Source organism: Coriobacteriia bacterium (assembly GCA_034370385.1).
In the GTDB taxonomy this organism is placed as follows: domain Bacteria; phylum Actinomycetota; class Coriobacteriia; order Anaerosomatales; family PHET01; genus JAXMKZ01.
On sequence record JAXMKZ010000004.1, the window covers coordinates 64,920 to 90,751 of the forward strand.

Here is a 25,832-nt window from a genome sequence, read left to right on the forward strand (position 1 = left end):
TTCACCCTCTCACGATTCGCGTACCGGTTCGAACCGAGGCCGCTCGTGACGCTTGAACACGAGATGGGCCCGCCACCGCGCATCATCGCGATCCGGGTGATCCAGACGCGAGTGGCAGCCGCGTGACTCCGTGCGCAGGGCGGCCGCCCGTGCCACCAGCTCGGCCACGCACGCTAGGTTCGCCAGCTCGCGTCCGCCCACGCCGTCGCCCGTCGCCGAAGCCGCGATCTGGGCGAAGCCGATCGCAGACGCTTCGAGCCCCTCGGCGGTACGGGCCATCCCCAGGCCCGAGGCCGCCAGGTCGTGCAGCCGCGAGAGCCCGGCCGAGAATCCGTCAGTTTCGCCTGCTTGTGAGTCTACGGATCTGGTCGCGGACACGGATGCACGGCGCGTCGGCACGCTCAGCTTCGCCTGCCCAGCGGGCGCCGCAGCCGAGGGCACCCCGTCGGCGTCCAACGCCCGGGCGATACGGCGAGAGAACACAAGCCCCTCAAGCAGCGAGTTCGAGGCGAGCCGGTTGGCACCGTGCAGTCCTGACGCCGCCGCTTCGCCGGATACGTACAGGCTCGGGACGCTCGAGCGCCCGTCGACATCGACGCGGATTCCGCCCACGAAGTAGTGCGCGGCGGGCACGACGGGAAGCAGATCGACCGACAGGTCGTAGCCGGCCTCGGCACACGCGGCCCAGATGTTCGGGAAACGCGAGCGCAGACGCGCCTCGCCGATATGCCGCGCGTCGAGCCAGGCGTGAGGGGTGCCGCAGCGCTTCATCACACGCTCAATCTCGCGGCTGACGACGTCGCGGGGCGCGAGTTCGGCCTGCGGATGCACGCCGAGCATGAACCGGACGCCATCGCAGTCGAGTAGGTACGCCCCTTCGCCGCGCAGTGCCTCACTCACGAGGAAGCGCGGCGCTGCTTCATGGTCGAGCGCGGTCGGGTGGAACTGCACGAACTCCAGGTCGGCGACCTCAGCGCCCGCCCGCCACGCCGCCGCCACACCGTCACCGGTGGCCTCGGGAGGGTTGGTCGTCACCGGGAAGATGCCGCCTGCGCCGCCGGTGGCCAGAACCACGGCACCAGCCACGATGGCCTCAAGCTCACCGGTGGTCGCGTCGAGCACGAGTGCGCCGGCGCACCCCCCCTCGTCGTCCAAGACGAGGTCGGCGAGGAACCGGTTCTGGAGCACCGGGATGCGCGAGCGCCCGACGAGCGTCTCGGTGAGGGCGTGCTGTATCACCGCCCCGGTGCGGTCGCCCGAATGCAGAACGCGCGGCAGCGAGTGCCCGCCTTCAAGCGCGAGCGCCACGCCACCGTCCCGCGCCAGGTCGAACCGCACGCCAAAGCCCAGGAGCGACTCGAGCGCTTCGGGCGCTTCGCCCACAACGGCTCGAACGACGGCTTCGTCGCACAGGCCTTGGCCGACCTGGAGCGTGTCAGCCACGTGGGACTCGATCGAGTCCTTCTCGGAGACCGCGCCGGCTATCCCGCCCTGCGCGTACCAGGTGTTGGTCTGGGTCAGGCGACCCTTGGTCACGACGGTGACCGAGCGGTCACGCGAGCAGTGCAGGGCAGCGGTCAGCCCGGCGATGCCGGTGCCGACCACGAGCACGTCGGTCGAGGTGACGCGTGCTCCTTCGGACAGCACGCTGCTCAGGCGCGTGAGCTCCACGGCGTCAGCCAATGGCTACCATCCGCTCCACCGCTGCCCGCGCCGCCCGCGCGACCTCGGGAGCCACCTCAACCGCGTACTGGTCGAACGCGAGCGCGTCACGCACCTTCGCCAGCGTGGTGAGTTTCATGTTGGGGCACAACATGCGCGGCGCAAGCTCATGGAATCGCTTGCCGGGCGCGGCCTTCTGCAGCGCATGGATGAGCCCGCTCTCGGTCACGACCACGAATTCATCCGCCGGATCGTCTGCCGCGAAAGCAAGCATCTGCGAGGTCGAGAGCACCGCGTCGGCAAGGTCGACGACGTCAGGTCGGCACTCCGGGTGCGCCATCACAGGTGCGCCCGGGTGCGCCTCGCGTGCGGCGAGGACCTGCGCGACGGTGACGTCATCGTGTGTCGGGCACCAGCCCGCCCACAGCACGACCTCCACTTCGGGAAGCGAGCGGGCAACCCACGACCCCAGGTTGCGGTCGGGCGCGAACAGGATGCGCGAAGCGCCGAGCGCCGACACCACTGCCACGGCGTTTGCGCTGGTCACGCAGACATCGCTTTCGGCTTTCACCTCGGCTGACGAGTTCACGTACGTCACCACCGGCACGCCGGGGTGCTCGCTCTTCCACGCGCGCAGGCCCTCGGCGGTCACCATGTCTGCCATGGGACAGCCGGCGCGCGGCTCGGGCAACAAGACGCGCTTGTCCGGGGCCAGGATCGCCGCCGTCTCGGCCATGAAGTGGACTCCCGCAAAGACGATGGTGCGCGCCTCGGTCCGGGCGGCCTGGCGCGACAGCCCCAGCGAGTCACCGGTGAAGTCCGCGACATCCTGGACCTCGGCGCGCTGGTAGTTGTGAGCGATCACAACCGCATCGCGCTCGGCCGCAAGGGAGCGGATCTCAGCCGAAAGCGCGGCGTTTACGGCGGCATCAGGCATGCGCGGCCTCGCACTCCGATGCGTCCAGCGCGCAGTTGTCGATGAGGCGCGTGGGACCGATGCGACCCGCGATGATCGCTCGGACACATCCGCGGAGCTCGACCACGGGCTCAAGCGATGATGCGTCGACGACGGCAGCATAGTCGAGCAGGAGCGCGTCGCCGGCCAGGCGCGCAACCGTGTCTCGCATGCCCGCCTCGATAGCCGCCGCCGAACGCTCTCCCCACGCCACCGCCAGTTCCGCCGCCTCGAGCGCGGCCGGCAGTGCCAGCGCCGCGACGCGTTGCTCGGAGGACAGATGAACGTTTCGGCTCGACAGCGCCAGGCCGTCCTCATCACGCACCGTGGCGCAGCCGACGATCTGGCAGCCCACGTCGAGGTCGGCCACGAGCCGCTTCACTATCTGGAGCTGCTGGTAGTCCTTCTCGCCGAAGAATGCGATATCGGGCCTGACAACGGACAGCAGCTTCGTGACCACCGTCGCCACGCCGCTGAAGTGCCCCGGTCGAACCGCGCCTTCCCAGCGCGCGGCTAAAGGACCCGGATCGACCGTCACGACCGGGAGCTCGCCGTACATCTCAGCGGCGCTCGGCGTGAAGACGATCTCGACACCGTCGCCTGAGAGCAGCGCGATGTCGCTTTCCAGGGAACGCGGGTACGCGGCGAAGTCCTCGCTGGGACCGAACTGCGTGGGGTTCACGAATATCGAGGTCACGACCACGTCGGCACGCTTGCACGCCGCGCTCACGAGCGAGAGGTGCCCGGCATGCAGGGCGCCCATCGTCGGAACGAAACCCACGCGCTTTCCCTCACGCCGTGCGGCGGCGACGGCGGCACGAATCTCGTCCTTGCTCGAGAGTCGCTCGATCACGATTGGCTCCGGTTCAAGACGTGCACGGCACTGAAGGCCTCATCGATCATCTCGCCCGACACGTGGGTGGATTGCTCGTCGCCGGGGAAGGAGCGGCCGCGCACGTCGTCAGCGTAACGCGCGACCGCCTCGCGGATGATCGAGCCTGCGTCGACGTAGCGCTTCGCATGGCGCGGCACGAACTCGCCCAGACCGAGCAGGTCGTGGAAGACCTGCACCTGTCCGTCGCACGCGACCCCCGCGCCGATACCGATCGTCGGCACTCCCGCGCGCTCCGTCACGCGTTCGGCCAGTTCGGCAGGGATGCACTCGAGAACGATCGCGAACGCCCCCGCCTGCTCAAGCGCATCACACTCGGCAATCAGCTTGGCAGCCGCTGTCGCGTCCTTTGCCTGCGTGCGGTAGCCGCCCAGAGCGTTCACCGATTGGGGCGTGAGGCCGACGTGCCCCATGACGGGGATGCCCGCCTCGGTCAGACCTCTGGTCAGCAGCAGCGTTGCGGCGCTCGCACCTTCCAGCTTGACGGCGTGGGCGCCGCCCTCGGCCACGAGCCTACCCGCGTTGCGCATGCCCTCCTCGTACGACACCTGATAGCTCATGAACGGCATGTCGGCAACGATGAGCGTGTGCGTGGTGGCGCGAGCGACCGCCGCGGTCGCCCGGGCGATATCGTCGACGGTGACCGGCAAGGTGCTCGAGTGCCCGAGCACCGTCATTCCCATCGAATCGCCGACCAGAATGGCATCGACGCCGGCTTCTTCGACCAGACGCGCAGACGGGTGGTCATAGGCGGTGATCATGACGAGAGGGCGCCCCGAACCCTTGAGTGCGGAAAATGCGGTCGCCGTCATCTTGGGTGCGGCAGGGGGCGTGGGCATGGCGCTCACGAGAACGCTCCTTTCGTGGTTCGCCGTCGCAGCCCGCTTCGGTGCGGGTCCACGCGGCCCTCCAACGAGGGGGTGCGAGTATACACCTGTCGGGTGCGCCGCAGCACTCCCCTGCTACACCACCGGCTCCGCCGGCTCCTCGCCCTCATCAAACGAGAGCTCGGACGGGGCGGCCTCGACCTGCGCGAGTAGCGTGCGAGCGCGTTCCTCGTCGGCCACCGGCACGAGCAACGAGAAGACGATCATCATCCCGAAGGGGTCGACATCCGTGCCCGGCTCGTAGGGCTCCCATCCCACGGGAATGCCCTCGCCCTCGAGCACCTGCCGCTTGAACTGCAGTGCCGCGTCGAACCCGGCGATGCGATCGGTCACATCCTCGCTCGACGCGATGGCCACCCACTCGGCAGGCTCGACAGGGACGTCGTGGCCAGCGCCGGCATCCGGAATCGGCCCGGCGTCACGCGTCACGCACCCGACCATGGTGCCCAGTCGCCCCGGACGCGTGCCGTCAGGCAAGATGATGTCGGGGGCGATCTCCAGCAGCGGTGTCACGACGAAATCTCGCTCGGCCAGCCCCGGATGCGGCAGGGTGAGCGACTCGGAGACCATCTCCTCGGAACCATACAGCAGCAGATCGAGGTCGATGACGCGCGGCCCCTTGTCGTCGCCGCGCACGCGACCCATGTCCGTCTCGATATCCAGAAGGTGACCGAGAAGGGCCTCGGGGAGCAGGCCGGTGGTCACTTCCGCCACAGCATTGAGGAAGAGCGGCTGGCTTTCGACGTAGGCCGGCTGGGACTCATAGGCGTTCGACACGTTCTTGACGTGAGTCTCGGGGAGGTGCGCCACAGCCTCAAGCGCGCTCGCCAGATTCAGCATGCGGGGGTCCAGATTGCTTCCAAGCCCGATATACGCGGTGTCCATGGCCAGTCATCTCCTGTTCGCGGGTTACGGGCGTACCTCAACAGATATTCCCTAAGCGGGCACCACTTCACCCCGTGCGCCTCACGAGCGAAGTGCGCTGCCTAGTGCGAACGCCTGCACCGTCGCCGCGACATCGTGGACGCGCAGCGCCGCAGCGCCGCGTTCAGCGACCGCGAGCGCGGCCGCCACCGAGCCACCGACTCTGCCTCTGGGGTCCGCTTCCCCGGTGATCTCACCGATGAAGCGCTTGCGCGATGCACCCACGACAAGCGGGTACCCGAGGTCCGCCAGTTCCCGCGTGCCACGCAGCAGAGCGAGGTTGTGCTCGAGGGTCTTGCCGAACCCGATTCCCGGGTCGATGGCGATGCGCTCGCGTGCGACCCCGGCCGCCTCGAGCACCGCGGCCTGCGCGAGCAGGTAGCCGCCGACCTCGACCACCACGTCGTCGTAGCGAGGATCGTCCTGCATCGACTCCGGGTTGCCGAGCATGTGCATGATGATCACTCCGCACTCTGAGGCTGCGACAACCTGAACCATCGCCGGATCGCGGAAGCCGGAGACGTCGTTCACGATGCTCGCACCCGCCTCCAGACATGCAGCGGCAACGGTGGGCCTTCGGGTGTCGACGGCGACGGGTACCGGCTCCACAGACAGGCGCTGGATCACCGGGCGGACCCGTGCCAGCTCCTCTGCGGGCGACACCGCCGCGGCGCCGGGCCTCGTGGACTCGCCACCGACATCGAGCAGGTCGGCCCCCTCGGTAAGCAACCGCTCGCCGTGGGCGACGGCGGCCGCGGGGTCCTCGTGGTCGCCGCCATCAGAGAAGGAGTCCGGCGTCACGTTCACGATGCCCATGACGAGCGGGTGGTCGAGGACGAGTTCGAACGCCCCGCACCGCCACACTCGGCTGTGTGCCGCCGGCGTCACTTGCCGGTGATGAGAGACATCGCCTCGGCGCGCGTGGCGGCGCTGCGCTGAAATATGCCGCGCACCGCACTGGTCACCGTCATCGAACCGGGCTTCTTGATCCCGCGCATAGACATGCACAGGTGCTCCGCCTCGATGACGACGATGACGCCGGCGGGATCGAGGTTGTCGACGATCGTGTCGGCGATCTGCGAGGTCAGGCGCTCCTGGACCTGCGGCCGCTTCGCGTACACATCCACAACGCGAGCGAGTTTGGACAGCCCGCAGATGCGCCCGTGCTTGCCCGGGATGTAGGCCACATGAGCTCGCCCGAGGAACGGCACGAGGTGATGCTCACACACGGAGTACAGCGCGATGTCGCGCACGAGGACCATCTCTTGGTGCCCCTCGTTGAAGGTCACGGAGAAGTGCTCGCTGGCATCGGCCCCCAGCCCGGAGAATATCTCGGAGTACATGTCGGCCACGCGCCTCGGGGTTTCGGCCAGTCCCTCTCGCGAGAGGTCCTCTCCGATGCCCTCAAGAATCAGGCGCACACCGGTCTCGATCTTGTCGCGGTCCATGTGGAAGCGAGCTCCCCCGGTCGGCGTCAGGACATGCGGCAAGTATCCCCCATCGGTGTCCCGGCGTGCGACCCCAACGAGCTCGCATCGGATGCGACCGCGTCCGGGCAGGGGCGCTCTAAGCGAAACGCCTCGAGCATCGCGCGGCTGCGCGTCTCCAGCCGCCGCCGGACCCGAGGCCCTCGATGCTGCCATCGGTCGATGCCCTTCCAGTGGTAGAAATGCCCCCAGAACCCGTGACCGACCGCATCCTGCATCGTGTGGAGCGCCTCGCCCAGAGCGACCAGATCGCCCCGCTCGACCGCCTCTCCAAACCGCCTGCGTGACAGGCGCTGTGCTCCCAACGCAGCCCAGTGGTAGCGCTTGCCGGCAAGTCCGGTGTGTATGCGGTCGCACGCCCAGTTCGCCGAAGCGATCGCCTCGGCATCGACCTCAGAGAAGCCCGCTTCGAGCGCCCACGTGCGCGTGAAGTCGTAGTGGACTTCACGATTCACGGTGGTGCCTCCCTTAGCTTCGCCTAGGCGTTGAGAATCGGTGGTGCCTGCGGCGGAATATCGGATCCGGCGCCGACGACGGGCTCATCAGCCACGACGGCGGCTTCGCTTTCTGCCGCATCAGGTTCAGGGGCCTCGGGCTCGTTGGCTATACGCTCGGCCTCGCTGTCGAGGAACTCCTGCCAGCGATTCTCCAGCAGCGCCATGAGCGCCTCGCGGTCCACCGTCTCGCGCTCGATGAGCACCTCGGCCATGAGGTCAAGCTGTTCCCGGCGATCCGCCACGAGTCTGCGCGCCTTCTCGTACGCCTCGTCGATGAGCCGCGCGATCTCCTTGTCGATCTCGTAGGCGATCTCCGGGCTGTAGTCGGCGTTTGCCGAGAAGTCGCGGCCCAGGAACACCTCGTGGCTGGCCTCGCCGAAGGTCTGCGGTCCGAGCTTCTCGCTCATGCCGAAACGCATGACCATCTGCTTGGCGATCTTCGTCGCGCGCTCGATGTCGTTGGAGGCGCCCGTAGTGATATCTCCGATGGCCAGCTCCTCGGCCACCCGGCCGCCGAGCATCATCGAGATCTGGTCGAGCATCTGGTTGCGGCTGGTGAGGAACCTGTCCTCTGCCGGCAGCGCCAGCGTGTAGCCCAGCGCCTGCCCGCGCGCGATGATCGAGATCTTGTGGATGGGATCGGTGTCTTTCAGCAGGTGGCCCACCAGTGCGTGTCCGGACTCGTGGTAGGCGATGATCCGCTTCTCTTCCTCGGAGATGAGTCGGCTCTTGCGCTCGGGACCCGAGATCACGCGCTCGATGGACTCGTCGAGCTCCTTCATGTCCACGCGCTTCTTGCCATGGCGTGCCGCCAGCAGCGCCGCCTCGTTCACGAGGTTGGCGAGGTCTGCCCCGGTGAAGCCCGGTGTCCGGCGCGCAAGGACCTCGAGGTCGATGTCGTCAGCGAGCGGCTTGCCGCGCGTGTGGATCTTCAGGATGCCGAGTCGGCCCTTGAGGTCAGGGCGATCGACGACGATCTGTCGGTCGAACCTGCCCGGCCGAAGCAGCGCCGGGTCGAGGATGTCAGGGCGGTTGGTGGCGGCGATCAGAATCACGTTGTCCTTGATGTCGAAGCCGTCCATCTCGACCAGCAGCTGGTTGAGCGTCTGCTCGCGCTCATCGTGACCGCCACCGAGCCCGGCGCCGCGCTGACGGCCGACCGCGTCGATCTCGTCCATGAAGATGATGCAGGGGTTGGCCGCCTTGGCCTGCTCGAACAGGTCGCGCACGCGCGAGGCGCCCACGCCGACGAACATCTCGACGAAGTCCGAGCCCGATATAGAGAAGAACGGGACGGCGGCTTCGCCGGCCACCGCGCGAGCGAGCAGCGTCTTGCCGGTACCCGGAGGTCCGACAAGCAGCACGCCCTTGGGAATCTTGGCGCCGAGTGCCTGGAACTTGCCGGGGTTGGCCAGAAACTCCCTGATCTCGTCGAGCTCCTCGATGGCCTCGTCCGCACCTGCGACATCCTTGAAGGTGATACGCGGCTGATCGCGCGTCATGCGCTTCGCCTTGGCTTTGCCGAAGCTCATGATCTTGGAGTTGCCGCCCTGCATCTGGTTCAGGAAGAAGATCATCACGAACACGAGAAGCAGAATCGGCAGCAACGAGGTGATGATCGTGACCCAGATGCTGGGTCCTGAGTTGTCGACGGTGAACTTGATGTCGTTGGCCGTGGCGAACTCGGTGAAGGAGTCATCGCCGGCCCAAGACGACGTGTAGGCAGCAGGCTTCTCCTTCTTCTGCTTGGCCTCGGCGCTCGCCCAGTACTCTCCCTTGATGTCGCCATTCCTGGCGATGTAGGTAGCCGAGGAGATGAGGCCGTCCTCGGCCGCCGTGATGAACGCGCTGGTATCGAGCTCTGCGGGCCCTTCTTGGGCCCCGGTGAAGGTGCCCGTCACGATCCAGACGAGCACGCCCAGGAGGACGAGGTAGATGATGACGGTTCGGAAGTTCTTGTTCACGTTCTCTCTTCTCCTATGACCGATGTGCCGCGGCGGTGCGGGTCAGTCGGCATACACCTCGGGTTTGAGGACTCCGATGTAGGGCAGGTTGCGGTACCGCTCGTCGTAGTCGAGCCCGTACCCGACAACGAACTCGTCGGGCACGTCGAAACCGATGTACTTGCAGGCGATAGGTACCCGCTGCTTGCCTTCCTTGCTCAGCAACGTGACGACTTCGAGCGAGCGGGGCTTGCGCGACGCAAGGTTCTTCAGGAGGTACTTGAGGGTGAGTCCCGTATCGAGGATGTCCTCGACGACGAGGACGTGCCGACCCTCGATGCCCTCATCCAGGTCCTTCAGGATGCGGACCACACCGGAGGACTTGGTGGACGACCCGTAGCTCGAAACCGCCATGAAGTCGATCTCCACCGGCGATGACACCGCACGCGCCAGGTCAGCGACGAAGAGTGCCGCGCCGCGCAGAACAGCGATGAGCAGAACCGGCTCGTCGCCATAGTCCCGGCTGATATCTGCACCGAGCTCTGCGACCCGCTCGCGGATGCGTTCCTCTGAAAGAACCACCGAGGAGATGTCGTCGTGCATGGATGCACCCACTCGCTACGCTCCCGTCTCGTCCGTCGTCCGCCACGCCACGCCACGTTCCCAGGTCAGGCGCACGGCGTGCTGTGTCTGTGCGCCCACTCGGAACTCGTCGCTCATCCTCACTCCGGCGAGCCACACGACGCGCTCGCCGTCGCGAACCACCGGCACGAGTCCACGGAGCCTTCGAGGCACCTTGGCATCGGTCAGCAGGTCGGATAGCTTCCTTCTCCCCGGCATACCCAGCGGACGCATGCGCTCGCCGTCCAGCCAGGGGCCCACGGTCAACTCCGTACCCACAGCCCCCGCGTCGATGACGATCGAATCGTCGCTTCCTGTGGTGTCACCCACGTCGACGCACTCGGAGAGCATCGTGCCAGCCCTCCCGAGCGCGGCCTGTCCCGGTAGCGGGAGCAAGCCAGGTGCCAGACGTGAACCCTCGAGCCCCCCTGCCGAGACGACCAGTGTACCGTACTCACATTCGGCCCTCAGCCCCCCCGGCAAATCGCGCGCGAATGCGTCATCAGCAAGCCCGTCCACCAGCGCCTCGATGTGATCGGCCTCAAGCCGCGACGCGTCAGGGAAGGCACGCCCAAGCGCGTCGCGCACGGTCCGTCTGGCCATGGTTCGCTCGAGCGAGCGCATCCACTCCCGGTTGAAGCGCGCCTCCCCCGTCACGACCTGCGCGAAATCGCGAGCGAAGCCGCCCGCGAGGCGGCCGAGCAGGGCATCGTCATCGGCGAGAAGGTCCATCGTGCGACGCATCGACACTCGAAACGCCGGGTTCAGCCGCTGCGCCGCCGGAAGGATCTCGGAGCGTACGAACGCGCGCGAGCGCTCAGTGTCGGAGTTCGAAGCGTCCTCGCGCCACGAAGCTCCGAGTTGTTCGAGGTACTCCCGCAGCCCGGCGCGCTCGCAGTCGATGAGCGGGCGCACGACGCGCCCCCGTCGGGCAGCGATGCTGGCCAGCGCACCTGCGCCCGCGCCCGCTATCGCCCGCATGAAGAACGTCTCGATGCGGTCGTCGAGCGTGTGTGCGACCGCGATCCGGCCGGCAGATCGCGCCACTCCCCGCTCGTCGCACAGGGCGTCCAGCTCATCGTCGGCGAACCGATAGCGCACGCGGCGCCCGGCGTCTTCGAGGTTCAGGTGGTCGGCACGCGCCAGGGCCGCCACATCGAACCTGACCTCCCGATGCTCGACGTCGAGCTCTTCGCACAGTTCGCGCACGAAACGCTCGTCCGCATCCGCGTGGTCGCCGCGCAGGAGGTGATTGACGTGAAGCACGCGCAGCCGATGCACCCCCAACTCGCCCGACGACAGCAGGCGAAGCAGCGCGACGGAGTCCGCTCCGCCCGACACCATCACCACCACGGGCGCATCCTCGGGAAGGAGGTCATGCCGGGCGACGGTCTGCCGAGCGGTATCGATGAACGAGGTCATGCTGGAGAAGGTACCCGATACGACGAACCAGGTGTGGAGAGGGAATGGGGACGCTCAGCCACCAGCCGCGAGGTCAGCCTCGCGGAGGCTCCTCCGCGATCTCGACGACCCAGCGAGCGGTACGGCCGACGAGCATCGTGCAGTGCGCCCAACGCTCGGGCAGGTGCATGCCGCCGATGCGCTTGACGACCTCATCGCACGATTCAGCATCTTGGTCCTCCACCCAGCGGCGCCTCAGTTCCGCGGCGCCCTCGTAGGACGGCTCCCACGCATCATCAGCATCCAAGCGCCCCCCGGTGAGTCCGATAGCCATCACGCCACCGGCGAGCGCCCCGCATATGCAGCGAGAGCCGCCGAGCCCTTCGCAGAAGCCCGAGGCCATCTTGAACACCTCGGGTGGCATCGGATGACCGAGCACCTCGTTGACCGCTTTGACGACCGACTCCGCGCAGTGAAAGCCCGCCTCGTAGTAGGACGCCGCCGCGAGCTCAGCGGCTTCGGCAGCAGACACGACATCGTCGTCGATGATCAGGCTTCGCGCCCCGCTGATGGGGATGTCTATGGCTGAGGACACGCCTGAGCCTCCCGGGAGAGATATTCAGCAATCGTATACAGTTTATCACGGAACGCAATGATTGAGGATGGCTGCGAGAACGGGTAAGGACACACAACGAGTCAGGTCCTGCTATCATGTGTCCTGATAGTTCTTCACGGTATTGCTGATACGAGAGGGGAACTCATGTCTGCACGATGGTCGCGGCCCCTACTGGCCGCATTGCTGGCAGCATCGCTCATGCTGGGGGGCTGCGCGGCGCCCCCCACGGAGCCCGCGTCTGAACCAGCGGCACCGGTGGCCAAAGAGGGCCCGGAGGTCAAGGTCGCGTCACTGCTGGATTCCGAGGGCGTCGTCCTCGGCTCGATGATCATCAAGATGCTTGAGGCCGATGGCATCAAGACCGTCGACAAGACGAAGTTCGGCACGCCGGACGTCGTGCGCAAGGCGCTTCTCGCGGGGGACGTGGACGCGACGATCGACTACACGGGTAGCGGTCAGTACTACGTAGGCCCTGAAGGCGACCCCCTGTGGAACGACCCGGTCGCGGGCTACGAGCAGATCAAGACAGAGGACGCCAAGTCCGGCATCGCGTGGCTCTCGCCCGCGCCCGCCAACAACGGCGAGTACCTTGCGGTGACGAAGGCCTTCGCGGACGAGAACCAGCTCGTGACCATGGAGGACTTCGCCACCTTCGTGAGGGGCGGAGGAACGGTCAAGCTCGTGGGAGACCAGTCCTGGATGGACAACCCCTCAGGCCTCAAGGCCTATGAGAAGGCGTACGGATTCACGCTCAAAGACAACCAGAAGATCGGCCTGTCCAACGGCGTGACCGCGCAGTTCATCGAGGCGGTCGTCAAGGGCACTGACGGCGCGAACGTAGCCGAGGTGTACGCCACCGACGGCGGCCTTGCCGAGCAGGGACTCGTCGTGCTGACAGACTCCAAGAACGTGCCGCCCTTCTACGCGCCGACTCCGCTCTTCCGCAGCGCCATACTCGAGGCGTACCCTGAGATCGCTTCGATCCTTGCGCCCGTGTTCGCTTCTCTGACGACCGAGAAGCTCCAAGAGCTGAACCGCGAAGTGGCGTTCGGCGGCAAGTCAGGTCCCGCGGTCGCCGAGGAGTACCTGAGGGCGAACGGGTTCCTCGAGTAGAGAGCCAGCACGTGACGGATTCCACCGGCACGGTACGTGAGTACGCGAAGGTCGTCGCGGTCACCGGGTCACTCCTCGGGGCTGCGGCGGCCTTCGTTCCTCACGGGATATCGTTCAATCCCAACCGGATCATGGAAGGCGAGCCCGTCTCGCTCGCAGCGGGGCTGGGCGCGTGGGGCTGGTTGCTCGTTGCCGCCTGGATCGCTGCCGCGATTCTGACGCTCAGTCCCCTGTCGGATCGCGCGCGCGGCATCAGCGTGACACTCCTAGGCGGCGCGGCTCCCGTCGTGATGCTGGCAGGTGCCGGCGCTGAGGCCGCCGCATGGGTCGCCCAGGAAGGCGACATCGCCCGGACCTCGCTTCTATGGGCGGCGTGGCTGTCGCTGTTCTCCTCCTACGTCGTGATCTTCGCTGCCACTGCATGGGTGCCCGCAGGCAAGCTGCGCGTGGTGCTCACCTACCTACCGGTAATCGCAGTCATCGCGCTGATGGTCACCGGCCAGCTCTCGGAGCTGGCCGTAGCCCGTGAGTACGCCAACAACGCCGAGAGCTTCGCCCGCGAGCTGCGCCTGCATCTGGCCTACGTCGCCGGAGCCGTGTCCATCGGACTCGTGTTCGGGTTGCTGCTCGGCCTGCTCGCTGCTCGCCGGCGCTCGCTCGAACCTGCGGTGTTCGGGACGCTTAACGTGCTGCAGGTCTTCCCCACCCTGGCGTTCATCGGACTCATGTACCCGGTGCTCTCGGGGCTCTCGCAGCGCTTCGCGATCTTCGAGCAGCTCGGCGTCCGCGGGGTCGGTTGGGCGCCGGTGATCATCGTGCTGTCCGCTTACGCCGTCTACCCCATAGCGCGCAACACCTACACGGCGCTCGTCACGCTCGACACGAGCGTGCTCGATGCAGCGCGGGGCGTCGGGATGGGCCGCCTGAGGCTGCTCGCCGAGGTCGAGCTCCCGCTGGCGCTGCCGGTCATCGTCGCCGGTTTGCGCATCGCGCTCGTCCAAACGACCGCCGGTGCGATAATCGCCGGGCTGATCGGCGGGGGCGGACTGGGTACGTTCGTGTTTCTGGGTGCCGGTGAGACCGCGACCGACCTCATCATGCTCGGGGTGATCCCGATCATGGCTCTGGCGCTCTTCTTCGACCGGTCAGTGCTCGCCTTGCAGCGGGCACTGCAACCCTGGGACGAGACGCGATGATACGGATCGAGGGACTCACCAAGACCTACGGCGATTTCACCGCCGTCGACCACGTGGACCTTGAGGTGGCCGATGGACAGTTCTGCGTCCTGCTCGGCCCTTCCGGTTCGGGCAAGACAACGATGCTTCGCATGGTCAACCGCATGATCGAGCCCACGAGTGGCACGGTGACGCTGGACGGCGCTGATACATCCGAGATGAAACCCGAGCAGCTCCGCCGCACGATGGGCTACGTGATCCAGAACACCGGCCTGTTCCCCAACATGACGATCCATCGAAACGTCGCCACCGTTCCTCGCCTGCTGGGTTGGGACAAGAAGCGCATCGACGCCCGCGTCAGCGAACTGCTCGATCTGGTGGGGCTGGACCCCGAGGTGTACGCCCGCAAGCGTCCGGCACAGCTGTCCGGGGGCGAGGCGCAGCGCGTCGGCGTCGCCCGCGCGCTGGCGGCCGATCCGCCGGTCCTGCTCATGGACGAGCCCTTCGGGGCCGTGGATCCACTCACGCGGGAGCGTCTGCAGCAGGAGATGAAGCGACTGCAAGCCAAGGTCCGCAAGACGATCCTGTTCGTCACGCACGACATCGACGAGGCGGTCTTGCTCGCCGACCGGATCGCGCTGCTCAAGAACGGTGTTCTCCAGCAGTTCGCGACACCCGAAGCGATGTGGCGCGAGCCGGCAAACGAGTTCGTGCGCAGCTTCTTCGGCGAGAACCTGGGGCTACGGATCATGGCGAGGCACTGTCTGGCCACAGTCACGCTTGAACCCCTGGAGTCCGGCGCCTCGCTCGACGGCCTGCCCCGGATCGCGGCGACCGCAACCCTCAAGGAGGCGCTGGCAGAACTCGTCGGCTCGCGTGCGGAGCGCGTCCTCGTCATGGACGGCGACCGTGGACGGGGCACATTCGGCTACGACGATCTCGTGCGCGCGCTGGGCGACGGGAGCACAGGAACTGCGGGCGAATGCCCTCCGGCTGCCACCGGGGGAAGTGAGCGGGCATGAGGTCGAGCCGGGCGGTGGTAGCGCGACACTGGGCCACCGTGGCCGTCCTCGCCGCGGCCACCCTGTGGATGACCTTTGACACCGAGGGCTTCTCTCGCCTGCTCTCTGCACTCGTACCGGAGGCGGATGTCGTGATGTACCCGACCAAGCCCCTGTCCCAACTGATGGCCGAACAGGTATTCATCGTCGCTGTGGCCAGTGCGGTGGCGCTCGTGATCGGCGCCCTGCTCGGCGCCCTCGGGCTCTCACGGATCGGCAGACCCTTCCGCGACGTCATCGTCAGCGTCGCCAACCTCGCCCAGACGATTCCGAGTGTGGCGATCATGGCGCTCGCTGTGCCGGTCATCGGCTACGGAGCCGAGCCGGTGGTTCTGGCGTTGGTCCTCTACAGCATCCTGCCCGTCACGCTGAACGTCATCGCCGGCATCGAGGGTGTGCCCGCCGACGCGCATGACGCGGCCATCGGCATGGGGATGTCCGCACGTCAGCGCTTCATCTCGGTCGAGATGCCGCTGGCCATGCCCGTCATGGTGGGCGGCGTGAAGAACATGCTCGTCATCAACGTGAGCGCGGCCACCATGGGGGCGATCGTGGCGGCCGGCGGACTCGGGATGCCGATCCTTGCCGGCTTCAAGGAGTACAACGATGCGTTCATCCTCGAGGGTGCTCTGCCCGCGATTGCGCTGGCGCTGCTCCTGGACCGCCTGCTGACCAGTCCCAGCGAACTCACGGCGGAGCCGACGGCGTAGCGGCCGAAACACCGGCGAGCCCTCGACCCGCGCGCGCTTCAGCCGACTGCCCCGAACACGTCGAAGACGACGACGAGGTAGTAGACGGCCACGCTCGTCATCACCGCACCGGCCACGAACGAGATCGCTCGCTCCCGCTCGACGAGCACGTTGACCATCCGCCGGCTCGCCGCGCGGGTGACCAGCGAGAACGCGATGAGCGGCGTGCCGATACCGAGGCCGAAGGCCACGAAGTTGGCCAGACTCGCAACGGGGTCGGTCACCAGCACGCTTCGGGCGAGGAACGCAGCGATGAAGGCAGGGTTACAGGGGATGACGATGGCGCCGAAGAAGAAGCCGTAGAGGTAGCTCGCCAGCAGCGGATTCTTCGGCTCGGGCAACCGCACTTTGCGACGGACCTCGACGCCGGCCATCATGAGCACGCCGATGACCGCCAGAATGGCGAACGCTATCGGCGAGATGACTCCGATGACCTGCTGAAGCGACTCCTGCAGCAGGGTCGTGAAGACGAGCCCGAGGATGAGCATGAAGCTCACCACGCCTGCGGTCACCACGAGACCCGTGAGGGCCAGCACCCGACGATCATCTCGATCGGCGTTGGCAAGCCGCGCCATGCGAGCAAGGAACGCGGGATACAGCGGAATGACGCACAGCGCCGTCAGCGGCGTCAGAAGACCGAGCAGGTAGCTCGCTCCCACAAAGCGAAACCAGTCCACCCGTCAGCGTCCTTTCGCGATCTCGGACTTCAGCTCTTCGATGTCTTTGAGCCCGCTCGGCAGCAACCGGGCCGAAGTCTGGTCTGCCGAGATGAGCACGATAGGCGCCTGCGGCGGCGTCACGATCTCGGGACCGAATTCCTGAATCAGCGCGGCAGTGAGGGGTCCTGGAGATATCGCGACCGGCTCAGTGAGCCCACGCTCCTTCCACACCTGACGCAGCAGTCCCGCGTCCTCGTTCTCGTCGATGCCCAGTGCCACCAGAACCGTCACGCGGTCCTCGTCCAGCAGCTCATCCAAGATGGCCTGCTGGCGCTTGCACGTGCTTCACCAGGTGGCGAAGGAGTGCAGCAACACGGGCTTGCCCTTGTAGTCGGCAAGCCGGAACTGCTTGCCCGTCACGGCGTCCTCGAGTTCCGTGTCGAGCCAAGCTATCTGGCTCGCGGGCGGCGATGTCGGTGCCGGATCGGGCTCGGCGGTGTCAGGAGCCGCCGTGTCCGTCGCGGGTTCCGAGGGCACCGTCGGCACCTGGGCGACCGGCTCCGGCGAGGGGGTGCATCCTATTCCCACCACCGCGATCAGCAGCGTCGCGAAGGCGAGTATCATCCTGTACCTCATGTGACTCCTGTCGTCGTGGGTCGTGATGATGATACCCACGCACCGACGCTAGCGACGCCCCGCGACAGGGCATAGACTACGGCGGTGGCCCGACAACCTTGGGAGATTCAGTTGACGCACTTCAACCTCACTGACGCCGCGCTCGAACCTATCGCAGTCAAGGTCGCGGCAGGCGAACGACTGACGCGTGACGACGGCATCGCGCTCTACGCATCCAACGACCTCATCGGCATCGGCCAGATGGCCGATCACGTGCGGCAGCGCATCAACGGCGACCGCGTGTACTTCATGGTCAACCGCCACATCAACCCGACGAACATCTGCCGCAACCGCTGCAAGTTCTGCGCGTTCGCACGCAACGCCGACGAGGCGGGCGCCTACGAGATGACGCTCGACGAGGTCGCCAAGGCCGCCGCTGAGGGCGCTGCCGACGGTGCCTACGAGATCCATATCGTGAGCGGGCTGCACCCCGACTGGAGCTACGAGTTCTACATCGACATGGTCGCCCGCACGCGCGCCGCCGTGCCCGACCACGTCATCGTCCAGGCGTTCACCGCGGTCGAGATCGAGCACATGGCGATCATCAGCGGCAAGACCACGAGCGACGTGCTGACCGACCTCAAGGCCGCGGGCCTCGACGCACTACCCGGCGGCGGCGCGGAGATCTTCAGCGAGCGCACGCGCGTAGCCGCTTGGGACAAGAAGACGAAGGGCGATGTCTGGCTGCGGATCCACGGTGAGGCGCACGCACTCGGCATCAAGACCAACTGCACGATGCTCTACGGTCACATCGAGACGCGCGCGGAGCGCGTCGACCACCTCATCCGCCTGCGTGAACAGCAGGACGCATCCGGTGGCTTCCTCGCCTTCATCCCGCTTGCTTTCCATCCCGCCAACACCGAGCTTGCCGACCTGCCCGCGACGACGGGCTTCGATGATCTCAAGACGCTCGCGATCGCACGCCTGATGCTCGACAACATCCCGCACATCAAGGCGTTCTGGATCATGGTGGGGCTCAAGGTGGCGCAGCTGTCGACGGCTTTCGGCGTCGACGACATCGACGGCACGGTGGTCGAAGAGAAGATCACGCACATGGCCGGCGCCACGACCCCCGAAGCGCTGTCGAAAGACGATCTCGTCGGGATGATCGAGGAAACGGGACACACGGCTGTCGAACGCGACACGCTCTATCGGGTCGTCCGCGTGTACGGCGAAAAGTAGCGTCCGGGGCGCCGGGAGACCGCGACCGCCATCGGCTCACGTGACCGCCGACGCGTCCCAGCCGGCCGGCCCGATCACGAACAGCACATCGCCCTCGAAAAGCCGCATGTCCCCGCCCGGATTGCCGAACGTCTCGCCGTCGCGCGTCACGGCGAGGACGGTGACACCGTGGTCAGCGCGCAAACCACTTTCCGCGATGCTTTGACTCTCGATAGGCGAGTTGGCCGTGAGCCTCAGCGTGTGCGTCATCACGTCAGGAACATGCACGCGCAGGTCCGCCGCCGACGTCGACTCGTGCGACAGGCTCCTCGCCATACGGCGCCACTCGCCCCGGACGTCCCCTATCAGCTGCTTGATGTCCTCGCGGGGGACGAGCATGCGCGTGAGCACCCGGGAGAAGACCTCGATCGAGACCTCCATCTCATCGGCGATCACCTCGTCTGCCCCGAGGGCGAGCAGGACCTCGACCTCGCGCAGATAGCGACTGCGCACGAGGATGTAGGCATCGGGCGCGATCCGGCGGCACGCTTCGACGATGCGGCGTGCACCGGCTGGATCGTCGATGACGATCACGACCGCCCGCGCCTTGTCGGCGTTGACGTGGCGCAACAACGACTCATGGCTCGCGTCACCGTAGTGGATGGGCTCTCCCGCGGCCTTCGCCTCGCGCACGGTGGCGGCGTTGAGCTCAAGGACCGCGTAGGGCACATCGGAGGCGCGCGCAGTCATCGCGAGGTTACGGCCGGTGACGCCGAAGCCGACGATCACGACGTGGCCGGCGTAGGCCGCGCTGCCACTGTCCTCCGACGCCTCAGCACCGCGCCCCAGCCGCACGAGCGGCGTCGCGCAGACGAAGTCGGCGCAGCGCGGCCCGATTGCCACCAACACCGGCGTGAGCATCATGCTGAGCACCGCAACATCGAGCACCGTCTGGAAGACATCGGTGCCGAACAGCCCCGCCGCCACGCCCGCCTGAGTGGCGACGAGCGAGAACTCTCCCACCTGTCCCAATGCGAGACCCGCGAGCACGGCGCTGCGCAACGGCAGTCCGGTGGCAAGCGAGGCCACGGCGCCGACCAGCGGCTTCACGACGATCACGCCAAGCGTGAGCACCGCGATCCGCACCGGATCGGCCAGAAGGTAGTCGATGTCGAGCAGCATGCCGATAGAAACGAAGAAGAGGCTCATGAACACATCCCGGAAGGGCAGCATGACGCCGACCGCCTGATGCGAGTACTCCGATTCCGAGATGATGAGCCCGGCAAGAAACGCGCCCAACGCGAGCGAGAGGCCGGCCGACTGAGTGAGCACGGCGATGCCGACACACAGCGTGATCACGCCGAGCAGGAACGCCTCAGAGCTGCGGGTTCGCGTGATGCGCTCAAGAACCCACGGCACCGCCCACCGGTAGGCGACGTAGGCGAAGACACCCACGCCGACGATGCGCGCCACGAGCCCCAGCGCTGACGCCGACCCCCCGTCGAACCCGTCGCCCGCAAGCAACGGTGCGGTCAGCATGACCGGCACGACAGCGATGTCCTGATAGATGAGGGTGGCGACCACGTTGCGTCCGTGCGGGGTGTTCGACTCGGCGCGATCCTGCAGCATCCGAAGGACCACGGCCGTGCTGGACAGGGCAACAACGAACCCGATATAGATGCTCTGCTGCAGGGTCGAGCCCATCGCCATCGTCACCGCGCCGACGACCAGAGCCGTCCCGAAGAACTGCACCGAGCCGGCCACGAGGAACTGGCGCTTCAGCTTCAAGATGTCTGACAGCGAGAACTCGAGGCCGATGACGAACAGCAGCAAGACCACGCCGATCTCGGCAAGCAGCTCGATCTGGTGCACGTTGCGCACGAGCCCCAGCAGCTCGGGCCCGGCGAGGACGCCTGTCAGGAGCAATCCGATCGAAGTCGGGATCCGCAACTTGTGACAGATGATCGCAGCGGCCACCGATAGGGCGAAGATGATCACGATGTCGAAGAGCAGTGACTCCACGCGCACCCCTCACTGTCGCGGATGCTCATTGTATCGCGCGACTCCCGTCTTGAACCTGCGAAAGCGGTACCATGAGTCGTCATCTCGAAAGGAGCCGCGCATGCCGCGCCCCCGTCTCGGTCACATCCAGTTCATCAACTGTTTGCCGCTGTACTACGGCATGGTGAAGCAGGATGTGTTGCTCGACGTCGACCTGGTTCGCGCCAACCCCGCGGACCTCGCCGAGATGATCGTGGCAGGCTCGCTCGAGGTCGCCCCGATACCCGCCATCGAGTACGCCCGGCACGCTGACGAGCTGATCCTGCTCCCCGACATTGCCATCACCAGTGATGGCGAAGTGCAGTCGATTCTGCTGGTATCGAAGAAGCCCGTCACGGAACTCAGTGGCGGCACGGTGGCGCTGGCAGCGAACTCGCGTACCTCGCAGGTGCTCGCCCGCGTTCTGCTCAAGCGGCGCTGGGACGTCGAGCCCGACTACGTCACGATGCCCCCCGACCTGCCTGCGATGCTGCGCGACGCGGATGCGGCGCTCCTGATCGGTGATGAGGCGCTCCGCGAGCACTGGGAACCGACCGACGGCCTGTTCGCCTACGACCTCGGCTCCGAGTGGACCGAGTGGACCGGGCTTCCGATGGTCTACGCGGTCTGGGCGGTGCGCCGCTCGTTCGCCGCCGAGCACCCGCGCGAAGTCCGCAACGTGAGCGAAGCGCTGTCGGGCTCACTCGCCTACTGCCGGGGGCACCTCGACGAGATCAGCGCGTATGCAGCGCGATGGGAAAGCTTCGGCGCCGAGCAGTTCAAGAGCTACTTCGACGCGCTGAGCTTCCGTTTCGAGCCGCGCTTCCGCCAGGGGCTCGAGCGCTTCTTCGCCGAGGCCGTGGGCATAGGCCAGCTTGATGAGGCGCCCGAGATCCGCGTCTTCGGGGAGCAGTGATGTCGGTCGGAGACGTGCTCGCCGCGGTCGCGCGCGGCAAGAGCAGGCTGCACGAGGACGATGCCGCTCATCTCATGGCCCACGGAGATCTGCTCGAACTCGCCGCCGCCGCGAACGCTGTTCGCGCCCGCGTCGTGCCGAACCGCGAGGTCACCTTCATCGTCGACCGCAACGTGAACTACACCAACGTCTGCGTCTCGGAGTGCCGCTTCTGCGCCTTCTTCGCCTCCGCCGACTCCGCGGACGCCTACGTGCTTTCCCGCGAGGAGCTGGCGGCCAAGGTCGCGGAGACGATCGATCTCGAGGGCACGGCGATCCTGCTGCAAGGCGGAATGCATCCCGACCTGAAGATCGAGTGGTACGAGGAGATGCTCGCCGGCATCAAGGCCGATCACCCGGCGATCCACGTCCATGGTTTCGGGCCGCCCGAGGTGTTCCACATCGCGAAGGTGAGCGGTATCTCGACGGTCGAGGTGCTCACGCGCCTGCGCGCCGCCGGTCTCGATTCGCTGCCGGGCGGTGGCGCCGAGATACTCGTCGACCGGGTACGCGGACACGTCAGCCCCAAGAAGGCCACGAGCGACCAGTGGCTGGGCGTGATGCGCGAGGCGCACGCCCTCGACATCTCGACGACGGCGACGATGATGTTCGGCGGTCTCGAGACGTTTCCCGAGCGCGTGGAGCACCTGCGTCGCGTACGCGAAGTGCAAGACGCCGCCGTCGCCGCCGGGCACGTCGGATTTCGCGCGTTCATCCCCTGGAGCTTCCAGCCCGGCAACACCGCGCTGGCCGAGGATGAGTACGCCGCCAGCGGGATCGCTCTTGAAGCCGCCAGTGGCTGGGACTACCTGCGCACGCTCGCGGTGAGCCGCCTGTACCTCGACAACGTGCGCAACGTCCAGGCCAGCTGGGTGACCCAAGGCGCTAAGATCGGACAGGTTGCACTGGCGTTCGGCGCCAACGACATGGGCTCGACGATGATCGAGGAGAACGTCGTGGCAGCGGCAGGGACGCGCTTCATGCTCGCTCGCGAAGAACTCGTCCGGCTCATCAGCGACGCGGGCTTCACGCCTGTGCAGCGAGACACCCTCTACCGCGAGGTGCGCCGGTTCTGACACGCTTCGGGTAACCTCTATCCGCACGCATGAACATCACGCATCGAGGATACCGTGGACGAGAAGAACGTCGAAGCCAAGTCGCGCGCCGTCGTTCTTGTGATGGTCGGGGCCATCGAACTCGTGCTCATCGGGTTTGCCTCGTGGGCCACCCACATGGCGACCACCCAGCGGGTGGCAACCGACACACCAGCTCTAGGATGGGCGGTGCTTGGCGGTAGCCTCGGGCTGGTTGCCGGGGTGCTCCTCTTCACGACAATCATGAAGCGCGACTAGCGAGCCCTCACTCAGGTACCCTAGTCGTGAGGAGGTGGCCCCATGGCGGACAACGGAATCCCGCGCGTGCAGTTCGGCATCTGCGGTGGCTCGGGCTCACTGAGCTTCGACTTTCCCGGCGCACTCGGCGATGAGCGCGTGACGGTTCTCTCCGACGGGCTCATCTTCGACACCCCGTTCGGACGCTCGCCCGCGTTCACGCACTTCCGCGTCGAAGCCGAAGACGGACCGCGCGATGCCCTAGCGGTGAAGATGCACGGTTGGCGGCGTGGCGTGAAGCGTGCGGACGCCTCACTGCAGGTCTTCTGGGTGTTCTCCGAGGCCGGCGTCAGCAAGGTGCTCGCCGATGGCGGTGTGGGCTCCCTCAACCACCTGCTCGACCCGCGCGACATCGTCATCCCGAACGACTTCATCGACACCACCATCAAGCAGGACATCTACGTGCGCGGCGACCACCTGCTGATCATGCGCAAGCCCGTATGCCCCGAGCTGGCGAACCACCTTAACGCCGGTGCATCCGACCACTTCGACCGCGTCTTCAAGCGCGGCGTCTACCTTGTGACCGACGGTCCGCGCTTCGAGTCGGTCGCCGAAGTAGACTACCTGCGCCGCCTTGGCGGGGACGTCGTCGGGCAATCGCTCGCACCTGAGGTGTTCCTCGCCCGGGACATCGGTGCGTGCTTCGCCGGCATCTACATCGTGGTGAACTACGGCGAGGGCGTGGTACGCGACTGGGAGCATGACGAACTCAAGGCCGTGTTCTTCGAGGAATCGGCCACGATAGCGCGAATCGTAGTAGATACAGTGGCAACCGCCGACCTGGGCACCGGCTGCGGCTGCGGTGAGTTCCGCAAGCCGAGCCTTCTGGGCCTACCCGACGAGCGAAAGGACTAGCCGGCACATGCTGATCACCGCCGACTGGGTATTGCCTGTCTCTCGTCCTCCGATCAGGCACGGCGCCGTTCTCGTCGAACACGGGATCATCGTCGAGGTGGGAAGCGCCCGCGAGCTGGAACGCCTCAAGTTCTCCGGCGAGCACAGGCACTTCCCCGGCTGCGCTGTGACGCCAGGCCTGGTGAACGCACACACACACCTGTCGCTCACGGCACTTGGCGGGCTTCTGGAGTCGACCCCGTTCGAAGAGTGGCTACCCCGACTGGTGCGTGCCATGAGCGACTGGGGTCCCGAGGAGTTCGCCGCTTCCGCGGCGCTCGGTTCCCTCAAATGCCTCCAGGCGGGCGTCACCGTGGTAGGCGACGTCGCGTACGGACCCGAAGCCCCCGCTGCCGCAGCGGACGCCGGCCTTGCGGGCGTCTTCTTCTGGGAGGTCTTGGGGGTTTCGGCTCCGAGGCTGTATGCGGAGCTTGAGAAGCGCGAGTTCCCCGTGACGGAGCGCGGTTGGTGCGGCACGCGTCTGCGTTGCGGGCTATCCCCGCATGCTCCGTATACATGCGAGCCGCGCCTCATTGCCGCCGTGCACGAGGCATCCGTCGAATTCGGCATCCCGTTCGCCATGCATGTCGCAGAATCGTCCGCGGAGGTGGAACTCCTCGCGCACGGAACAGGACCGCTGGCAGAAGCCGCGGCTCGCCTGGTCCCGGGTTTCAGCGCGCCGGGCAGCAGTCCGATCGCGTACGTGGATCGGCTCGATGCACTCGACGGATGCACCGTGATACATGCGTGCCACGCGGAGCCTTCCGATATCGCGCGCTTGGCGGCCGCCGCGCGCGGCGTCGTGACCTGCCCCCGATCCAACCTCTTCCTCCACAACCCGATCGCGCCGGTCGCGAGGATTCTTCGCGCAGGTGTTCCCGTCGGGGTGGGCACGGACTCGGCAGCGAGCAACTCCGACCTCAACCTGATGGAGGAGCTGCGCTGCCTCCATCACGAGAACCATTCGATCAAGCCATCCCAGCTCATCGAGATGGTCACGGTGATGGGTGCCCTCGCGCTCGGGCTCGAGGACCGATTCGGCATACTCGAAACGGGCATGCAGGCCGACATGGCGGCTTTCGAGATCGGTGAGACCTCGGACCCGGAGAGCGACTTTGTGAAGCACGCAGACGCCACCACGCTTCGCGGGGTCATGTCATCCGGAATCTGGCGCGTGCTTGACGGAGAGCTGATCGAGCCGATTGCAGAGGTCGCGCGCTCCGCACAAGCCGCGCGCATTCGCGCCGAGCACGCCCTGACCCGGACGTAGCCGCGCGCGCGTGCCGATCACCTGTTCCTAGCCATACAAGACACGAACGGGCGCCCCGAAAGGGCGCCCGATTCAGAGCCAGGAGGCGAGCGGCGGCTACCCCTCGCCGAGATACGCCTTGCGGACGTCGTCGTTAGCAAGCAGCTCCCTGCCGCTTCCCTGGAGCTTGATCTCGCCGGTCTCAAGCACGTAGCCCCGGTCTGCGATCGATAGTGCCAGGTTCGCATTCTGCTCGACGAGCAGAATGGTGATGCCGTCTTCGTTGAGCTTCTGGATGATCTCGAAGATCGTCTCGACGACCACCGGCGCCAACCCCATGGACGGCTCGTCGAGCATCAGCAGTTTCGGGTCCGCCATCAGGCCGCGTCCCATAGCCAGCATCTGCTGCTCGCCACCAGACAGGGTGCCGCCCTTCTGAGCGATGCGCTCCTTGAGCCGAGGAAAGAGCTCGAACACATGGTCCAGATCGCGGGCGATTCCCTCTTTGTCGTTGCGGAGAAACGAACCCATCTCGAGGTTCTCGAGAACGGTCATGCGCGAGAAGACGCGTCGCCCCTCGGGAACCTGGACGATGCGCTTCATGGCCACTTTGTGCGCGTCGGTCCCGGCGATGTTCTCACCCTCGAAGTCGATGCTTCCCGAGACGGGGTTCAGCTGACCGGAGATCGTCTTGAGTGTCGTTGACTTCCCCGCGCCATTCGCGCCGATCAACGTGACGATCTCGCCCTCGCTGACGCTGACCGAGATGCCTTTGAGCGCCTCGATCTTGCCGTAAGCGGTCTTCAGGTCGGTGACTGTGAGCAC

General features: G+C 66.5%; 27 protein-coding genes. 10 read left to right on the forward strand and 17 right to left on the reverse strand.

The window, feature by feature from the left end; genetic code table 11:
* Positions 1-9: 9 nt before the first annotated feature.
* The 12 genes from nadB to U1E26_00420 all read right to left on the reverse strand — a co-directional run bounded on the left by nadB (position 10) and on the right by U1E26_00420 (position 11,864).
* On the reverse strand, positions 10-1,683 hold the full coding sequence (nadB, locus tag U1E26_00365) for an L-aspartate oxidase (GenBank protein MDZ4168093.1): 1,674 nt from the start codon (positions 1,681-1,683) through the stop codon (positions 10-12).
* On the reverse strand, positions 1,676-2,599 hold the full coding sequence (nadA, locus tag U1E26_00370; GenBank protein MDZ4168094.1) for a quinolinate synthase NadA: 924 nt from the start codon (positions 2,597-2,599) through the stop codon (positions 1,676-1,678). The genes nadB and nadA overlap by 8 nt, the downstream gene beginning before the upstream one ends.
* On the reverse strand, positions 2,592-3,470 hold the full coding sequence (panC, locus tag U1E26_00375; protein MDZ4168095.1) for a pantoate--beta-alanine ligase: 879 nt from the start codon (positions 3,468-3,470) through the stop codon (positions 2,592-2,594). Before panC ends, nadA begins: the two co-directional genes overlap by 8 nt.
* On the reverse strand, positions 3,467-4,348 hold the full coding sequence (panB, locus tag U1E26_00380; GenBank protein ID MDZ4168096.1) for a 3-methyl-2-oxobutanoate hydroxymethyltransferase: 882 nt from the start codon (positions 4,346-4,348) through the stop codon (positions 3,467-3,469). Before panB ends, panC begins: the two co-directional genes overlap by 4 nt.
* A 123-nt stretch (positions 4,349-4,471) precedes the next feature.
* Positions 4,472-5,281 carry a 2-amino-4-hydroxy-6-hydroxymethyldihydropteridine diphosphokinase gene (folK, locus tag U1E26_00385; GenBank protein ID MDZ4168097.1) on the reverse strand — a complete coding sequence of 270 codons (810 nt, stop codon included), beginning with the start codon at positions 5,279-5,281 and terminating at the stop codon, positions 4,472-4,474.
* An 81-nt stretch (positions 5,282-5,362) separates the two neighbouring features.
* Positions 5,363-6,136, reverse strand: a complete 774-nt coding sequence (gene folP, locus U1E26_00390) for a dihydropteroate synthase (GenBank protein MDZ4168098.1) — start codon at positions 6,134-6,136, stop codon at positions 5,363-5,365.
* 68 nt (positions 6,137-6,204) lie between these two features.
* The gene (gene folE, locus U1E26_00395) at positions 6,205-6,768 is read right to left on the reverse strand and encodes a GTP cyclohydrolase I FolE (protein MDZ4168099.1); all 564 of its coding nucleotides are present in this window, start codon (positions 6,766-6,768) and stop codon (positions 6,205-6,207) included.
* A gap of 26 nt (positions 6,769-6,794) precedes the next feature.
* Positions 6,795-7,262 carry a hypothetical protein gene (locus tag U1E26_00400; protein MDZ4168100.1) on the reverse strand — a complete coding sequence of 156 codons (468 nt, stop codon included), beginning with the start codon at positions 7,260-7,262 and terminating at the stop codon, positions 6,795-6,797.
* Between the two features lie 23 nt (positions 7,263-7,285).
* Positions 7,286-9,268 carry an ATP-dependent zinc metalloprotease FtsH gene (gene ftsH, locus U1E26_00405; GenBank protein ID MDZ4168101.1) on the reverse strand — a complete coding sequence of 661 codons (1,983 nt, stop codon included), beginning with the start codon at positions 9,266-9,268 and terminating at the stop codon, positions 7,286-7,288.
* A 42-nt stretch (positions 9,269-9,310) separates the two neighbouring features.
* Positions 9,311-9,850 carry a hypoxanthine phosphoribosyltransferase gene (hpt, locus tag U1E26_00410; GenBank protein ID MDZ4168102.1) on the reverse strand — a complete coding sequence of 180 codons (540 nt, stop codon included), beginning with the start codon at positions 9,848-9,850 and terminating at the stop codon, positions 9,311-9,313.
* A gap of 15 nt (positions 9,851-9,865) precedes the next feature.
* On the reverse strand, positions 9,866-11,290 hold the full coding sequence (gene tilS, locus U1E26_00415; GenBank protein MDZ4168103.1) for a tRNA lysidine(34) synthetase TilS: 1,425 nt from the start codon (positions 11,288-11,290) through the stop codon (positions 9,866-9,868).
* Between the two features lie 73 nt (positions 11,291-11,363).
* Positions 11,364-11,864, reverse strand: coding sequence for a C-GCAxxG-C-C family protein (locus tag U1E26_00420; protein MDZ4168104.1), 501 nt, complete (start codon positions 11,862-11,864; stop codon positions 11,364-11,366).
* A gap of 165 nt (positions 11,865-12,029) precedes the next feature.
* Between U1E26_00420 and U1E26_00425 the strand changes: the two genes are divergently transcribed.
* Genes U1E26_00425 through U1E26_00440 form a run of 4 tightly spaced genes read left to right on the forward strand, consistent with a single transcriptional unit; the run spans position 12,030 to position 15,944 of the window.
* The gene (locus U1E26_00425) at positions 12,030-12,998 is read left to right on the forward strand and encodes a glycine betaine ABC transporter substrate-binding protein (protein MDZ4168105.1); all 969 of its coding nucleotides are present in this window, start codon (positions 12,030-12,032) and stop codon (positions 12,996-12,998) included.
* An 11-nt stretch (positions 12,999-13,009) separates the two neighbouring features.
* Positions 13,010-14,194, forward strand: a complete 1,185-nt coding sequence (locus tag U1E26_00430) for an ABC transporter permease (GenBank protein MDZ4168106.1) — start codon at positions 13,010-13,012, stop codon at positions 14,192-14,194.
* A complete protein-coding gene (locus tag U1E26_00435) occupies positions 14,191-15,195 on the forward strand; it encodes an ABC transporter ATP-binding protein (GenBank protein MDZ4168107.1) in 1,005 nt (334 codons plus the stop codon). Before U1E26_00430 ends, U1E26_00435 begins: the two co-directional genes overlap by 4 nt.
* On the forward strand, positions 15,192-15,944 hold the full coding sequence (locus tag U1E26_00440) for an ABC transporter permease (protein MDZ4168108.1): 753 nt from the start codon (positions 15,192-15,194) through the stop codon (positions 15,942-15,944). Before U1E26_00435 ends, U1E26_00440 begins: the two co-directional genes overlap by 4 nt.
* Before the next feature lie 38 nt (positions 15,945-15,982).
* Here U1E26_00440 and U1E26_00445 read toward each other — a convergent pair whose 3' ends face one another.
* The 3 genes from U1E26_00445 to U1E26_00455 are packed head-to-tail and all read right to left on the reverse strand — an operon-like array spanning position 15,983 to position 17,278.
* Positions 15,983-16,660, reverse strand: coding sequence for a cytochrome c biogenesis protein CcdA (locus U1E26_00445; protein ID MDZ4168109.1), 678 nt, complete (start codon positions 16,658-16,660; stop codon positions 15,983-15,985).
* A 3-nt stretch (positions 16,661-16,663) separates the two neighbouring features.
* Positions 16,664-16,960, reverse strand: coding sequence for a hypothetical protein (locus tag U1E26_00450; protein ID MDZ4168110.1), 297 nt, complete (start codon positions 16,958-16,960; stop codon positions 16,664-16,666).
* Between the two features lie 27 nt (positions 16,961-16,987).
* Positions 16,988-17,278: a hypothetical protein gene (locus U1E26_00455; protein MDZ4168111.1), complete on the reverse strand. Its 291-nt coding sequence runs from the start codon at positions 17,276-17,278 to the stop codon at positions 16,988-16,990.
* Positions 17,279-17,389: 111 nt separating this feature from the next.
* Between U1E26_00455 and mqnE the strand changes: the two genes are divergently transcribed.
* A complete protein-coding gene (gene mqnE, locus U1E26_00460) occupies positions 17,390-18,499 on the forward strand; it encodes an aminofutalosine synthase MqnE (protein ID MDZ4168112.1) in 1,110 nt (369 codons plus the stop codon).
* A gap of 36 nt (positions 18,500-18,535) precedes the next feature.
* Here mqnE and U1E26_00465 read toward each other — a convergent pair whose 3' ends face one another.
* Positions 18,536-20,500: a cation:proton antiporter gene (locus U1E26_00465; protein MDZ4168113.1), complete on the reverse strand. Its 1,965-nt coding sequence runs from the start codon at positions 20,498-20,500 to the stop codon at positions 18,536-18,538.
* Positions 20,501-20,600: 100 nt separating this feature from the next.
* Between U1E26_00465 and U1E26_00470 the strand changes: the two genes are divergently transcribed.
* From U1E26_00470 to U1E26_00490, 5 genes are read left to right on the forward strand one after another with little or no spacing between them, the layout of a single operon-like run.
* Entirely contained in the window at positions 20,601-21,434 is an 834-nt protein-coding gene (locus U1E26_00470) for a menaquinone biosynthesis protein (protein ID MDZ4168114.1), read from the forward strand.
* Complete coding sequence (mqnC, locus tag U1E26_00475; GenBank protein MDZ4168115.1) at positions 21,434-22,549, forward strand: cyclic dehypoxanthinyl futalosine synthase; 1,116 nt, start codon at positions 21,434-21,436, stop codon at positions 22,547-22,549. The genes U1E26_00470 and mqnC overlap by 1 nt, the downstream gene beginning before the upstream one ends.
* A 54-nt stretch (positions 22,550-22,603) precedes the next feature.
* Positions 22,604-22,825 carry a hypothetical protein gene (locus U1E26_00480; protein MDZ4168116.1) on the forward strand — a complete coding sequence of 74 codons (222 nt, stop codon included), beginning with the start codon at positions 22,604-22,606 and terminating at the stop codon, positions 22,823-22,825.
* A 42-nt stretch (positions 22,826-22,867) separates the two neighbouring features.
* Positions 22,868-23,719 carry an MTAP family purine nucleoside phosphorylase gene (locus U1E26_00485; protein MDZ4168117.1) on the forward strand — a complete coding sequence of 284 codons (852 nt, stop codon included), beginning with the start codon at positions 22,868-22,870 and terminating at the stop codon, positions 23,717-23,719.
* 7 nt (positions 23,720-23,726) lie between these two features.
* Complete coding sequence (locus tag U1E26_00490) at positions 23,727-25,028, forward strand: amidohydrolase family protein (protein ID MDZ4168118.1); 1,302 nt, start codon at positions 23,727-23,729, stop codon at positions 25,026-25,028.
* A gap of 96 nt (positions 25,029-25,124) precedes the next feature.
* On the opposite strand, the gene U1E26_00495 is transcribed toward U1E26_00490, so the two are convergent.
* Positions 25,125-25,832 carry an ABC transporter ATP-binding protein gene (locus U1E26_00495; GenBank protein ID MDZ4168119.1) on the reverse strand — a complete coding sequence of 236 codons (708 nt, stop codon included), beginning with the start codon at positions 25,830-25,832 and terminating at the stop codon, positions 25,125-25,127.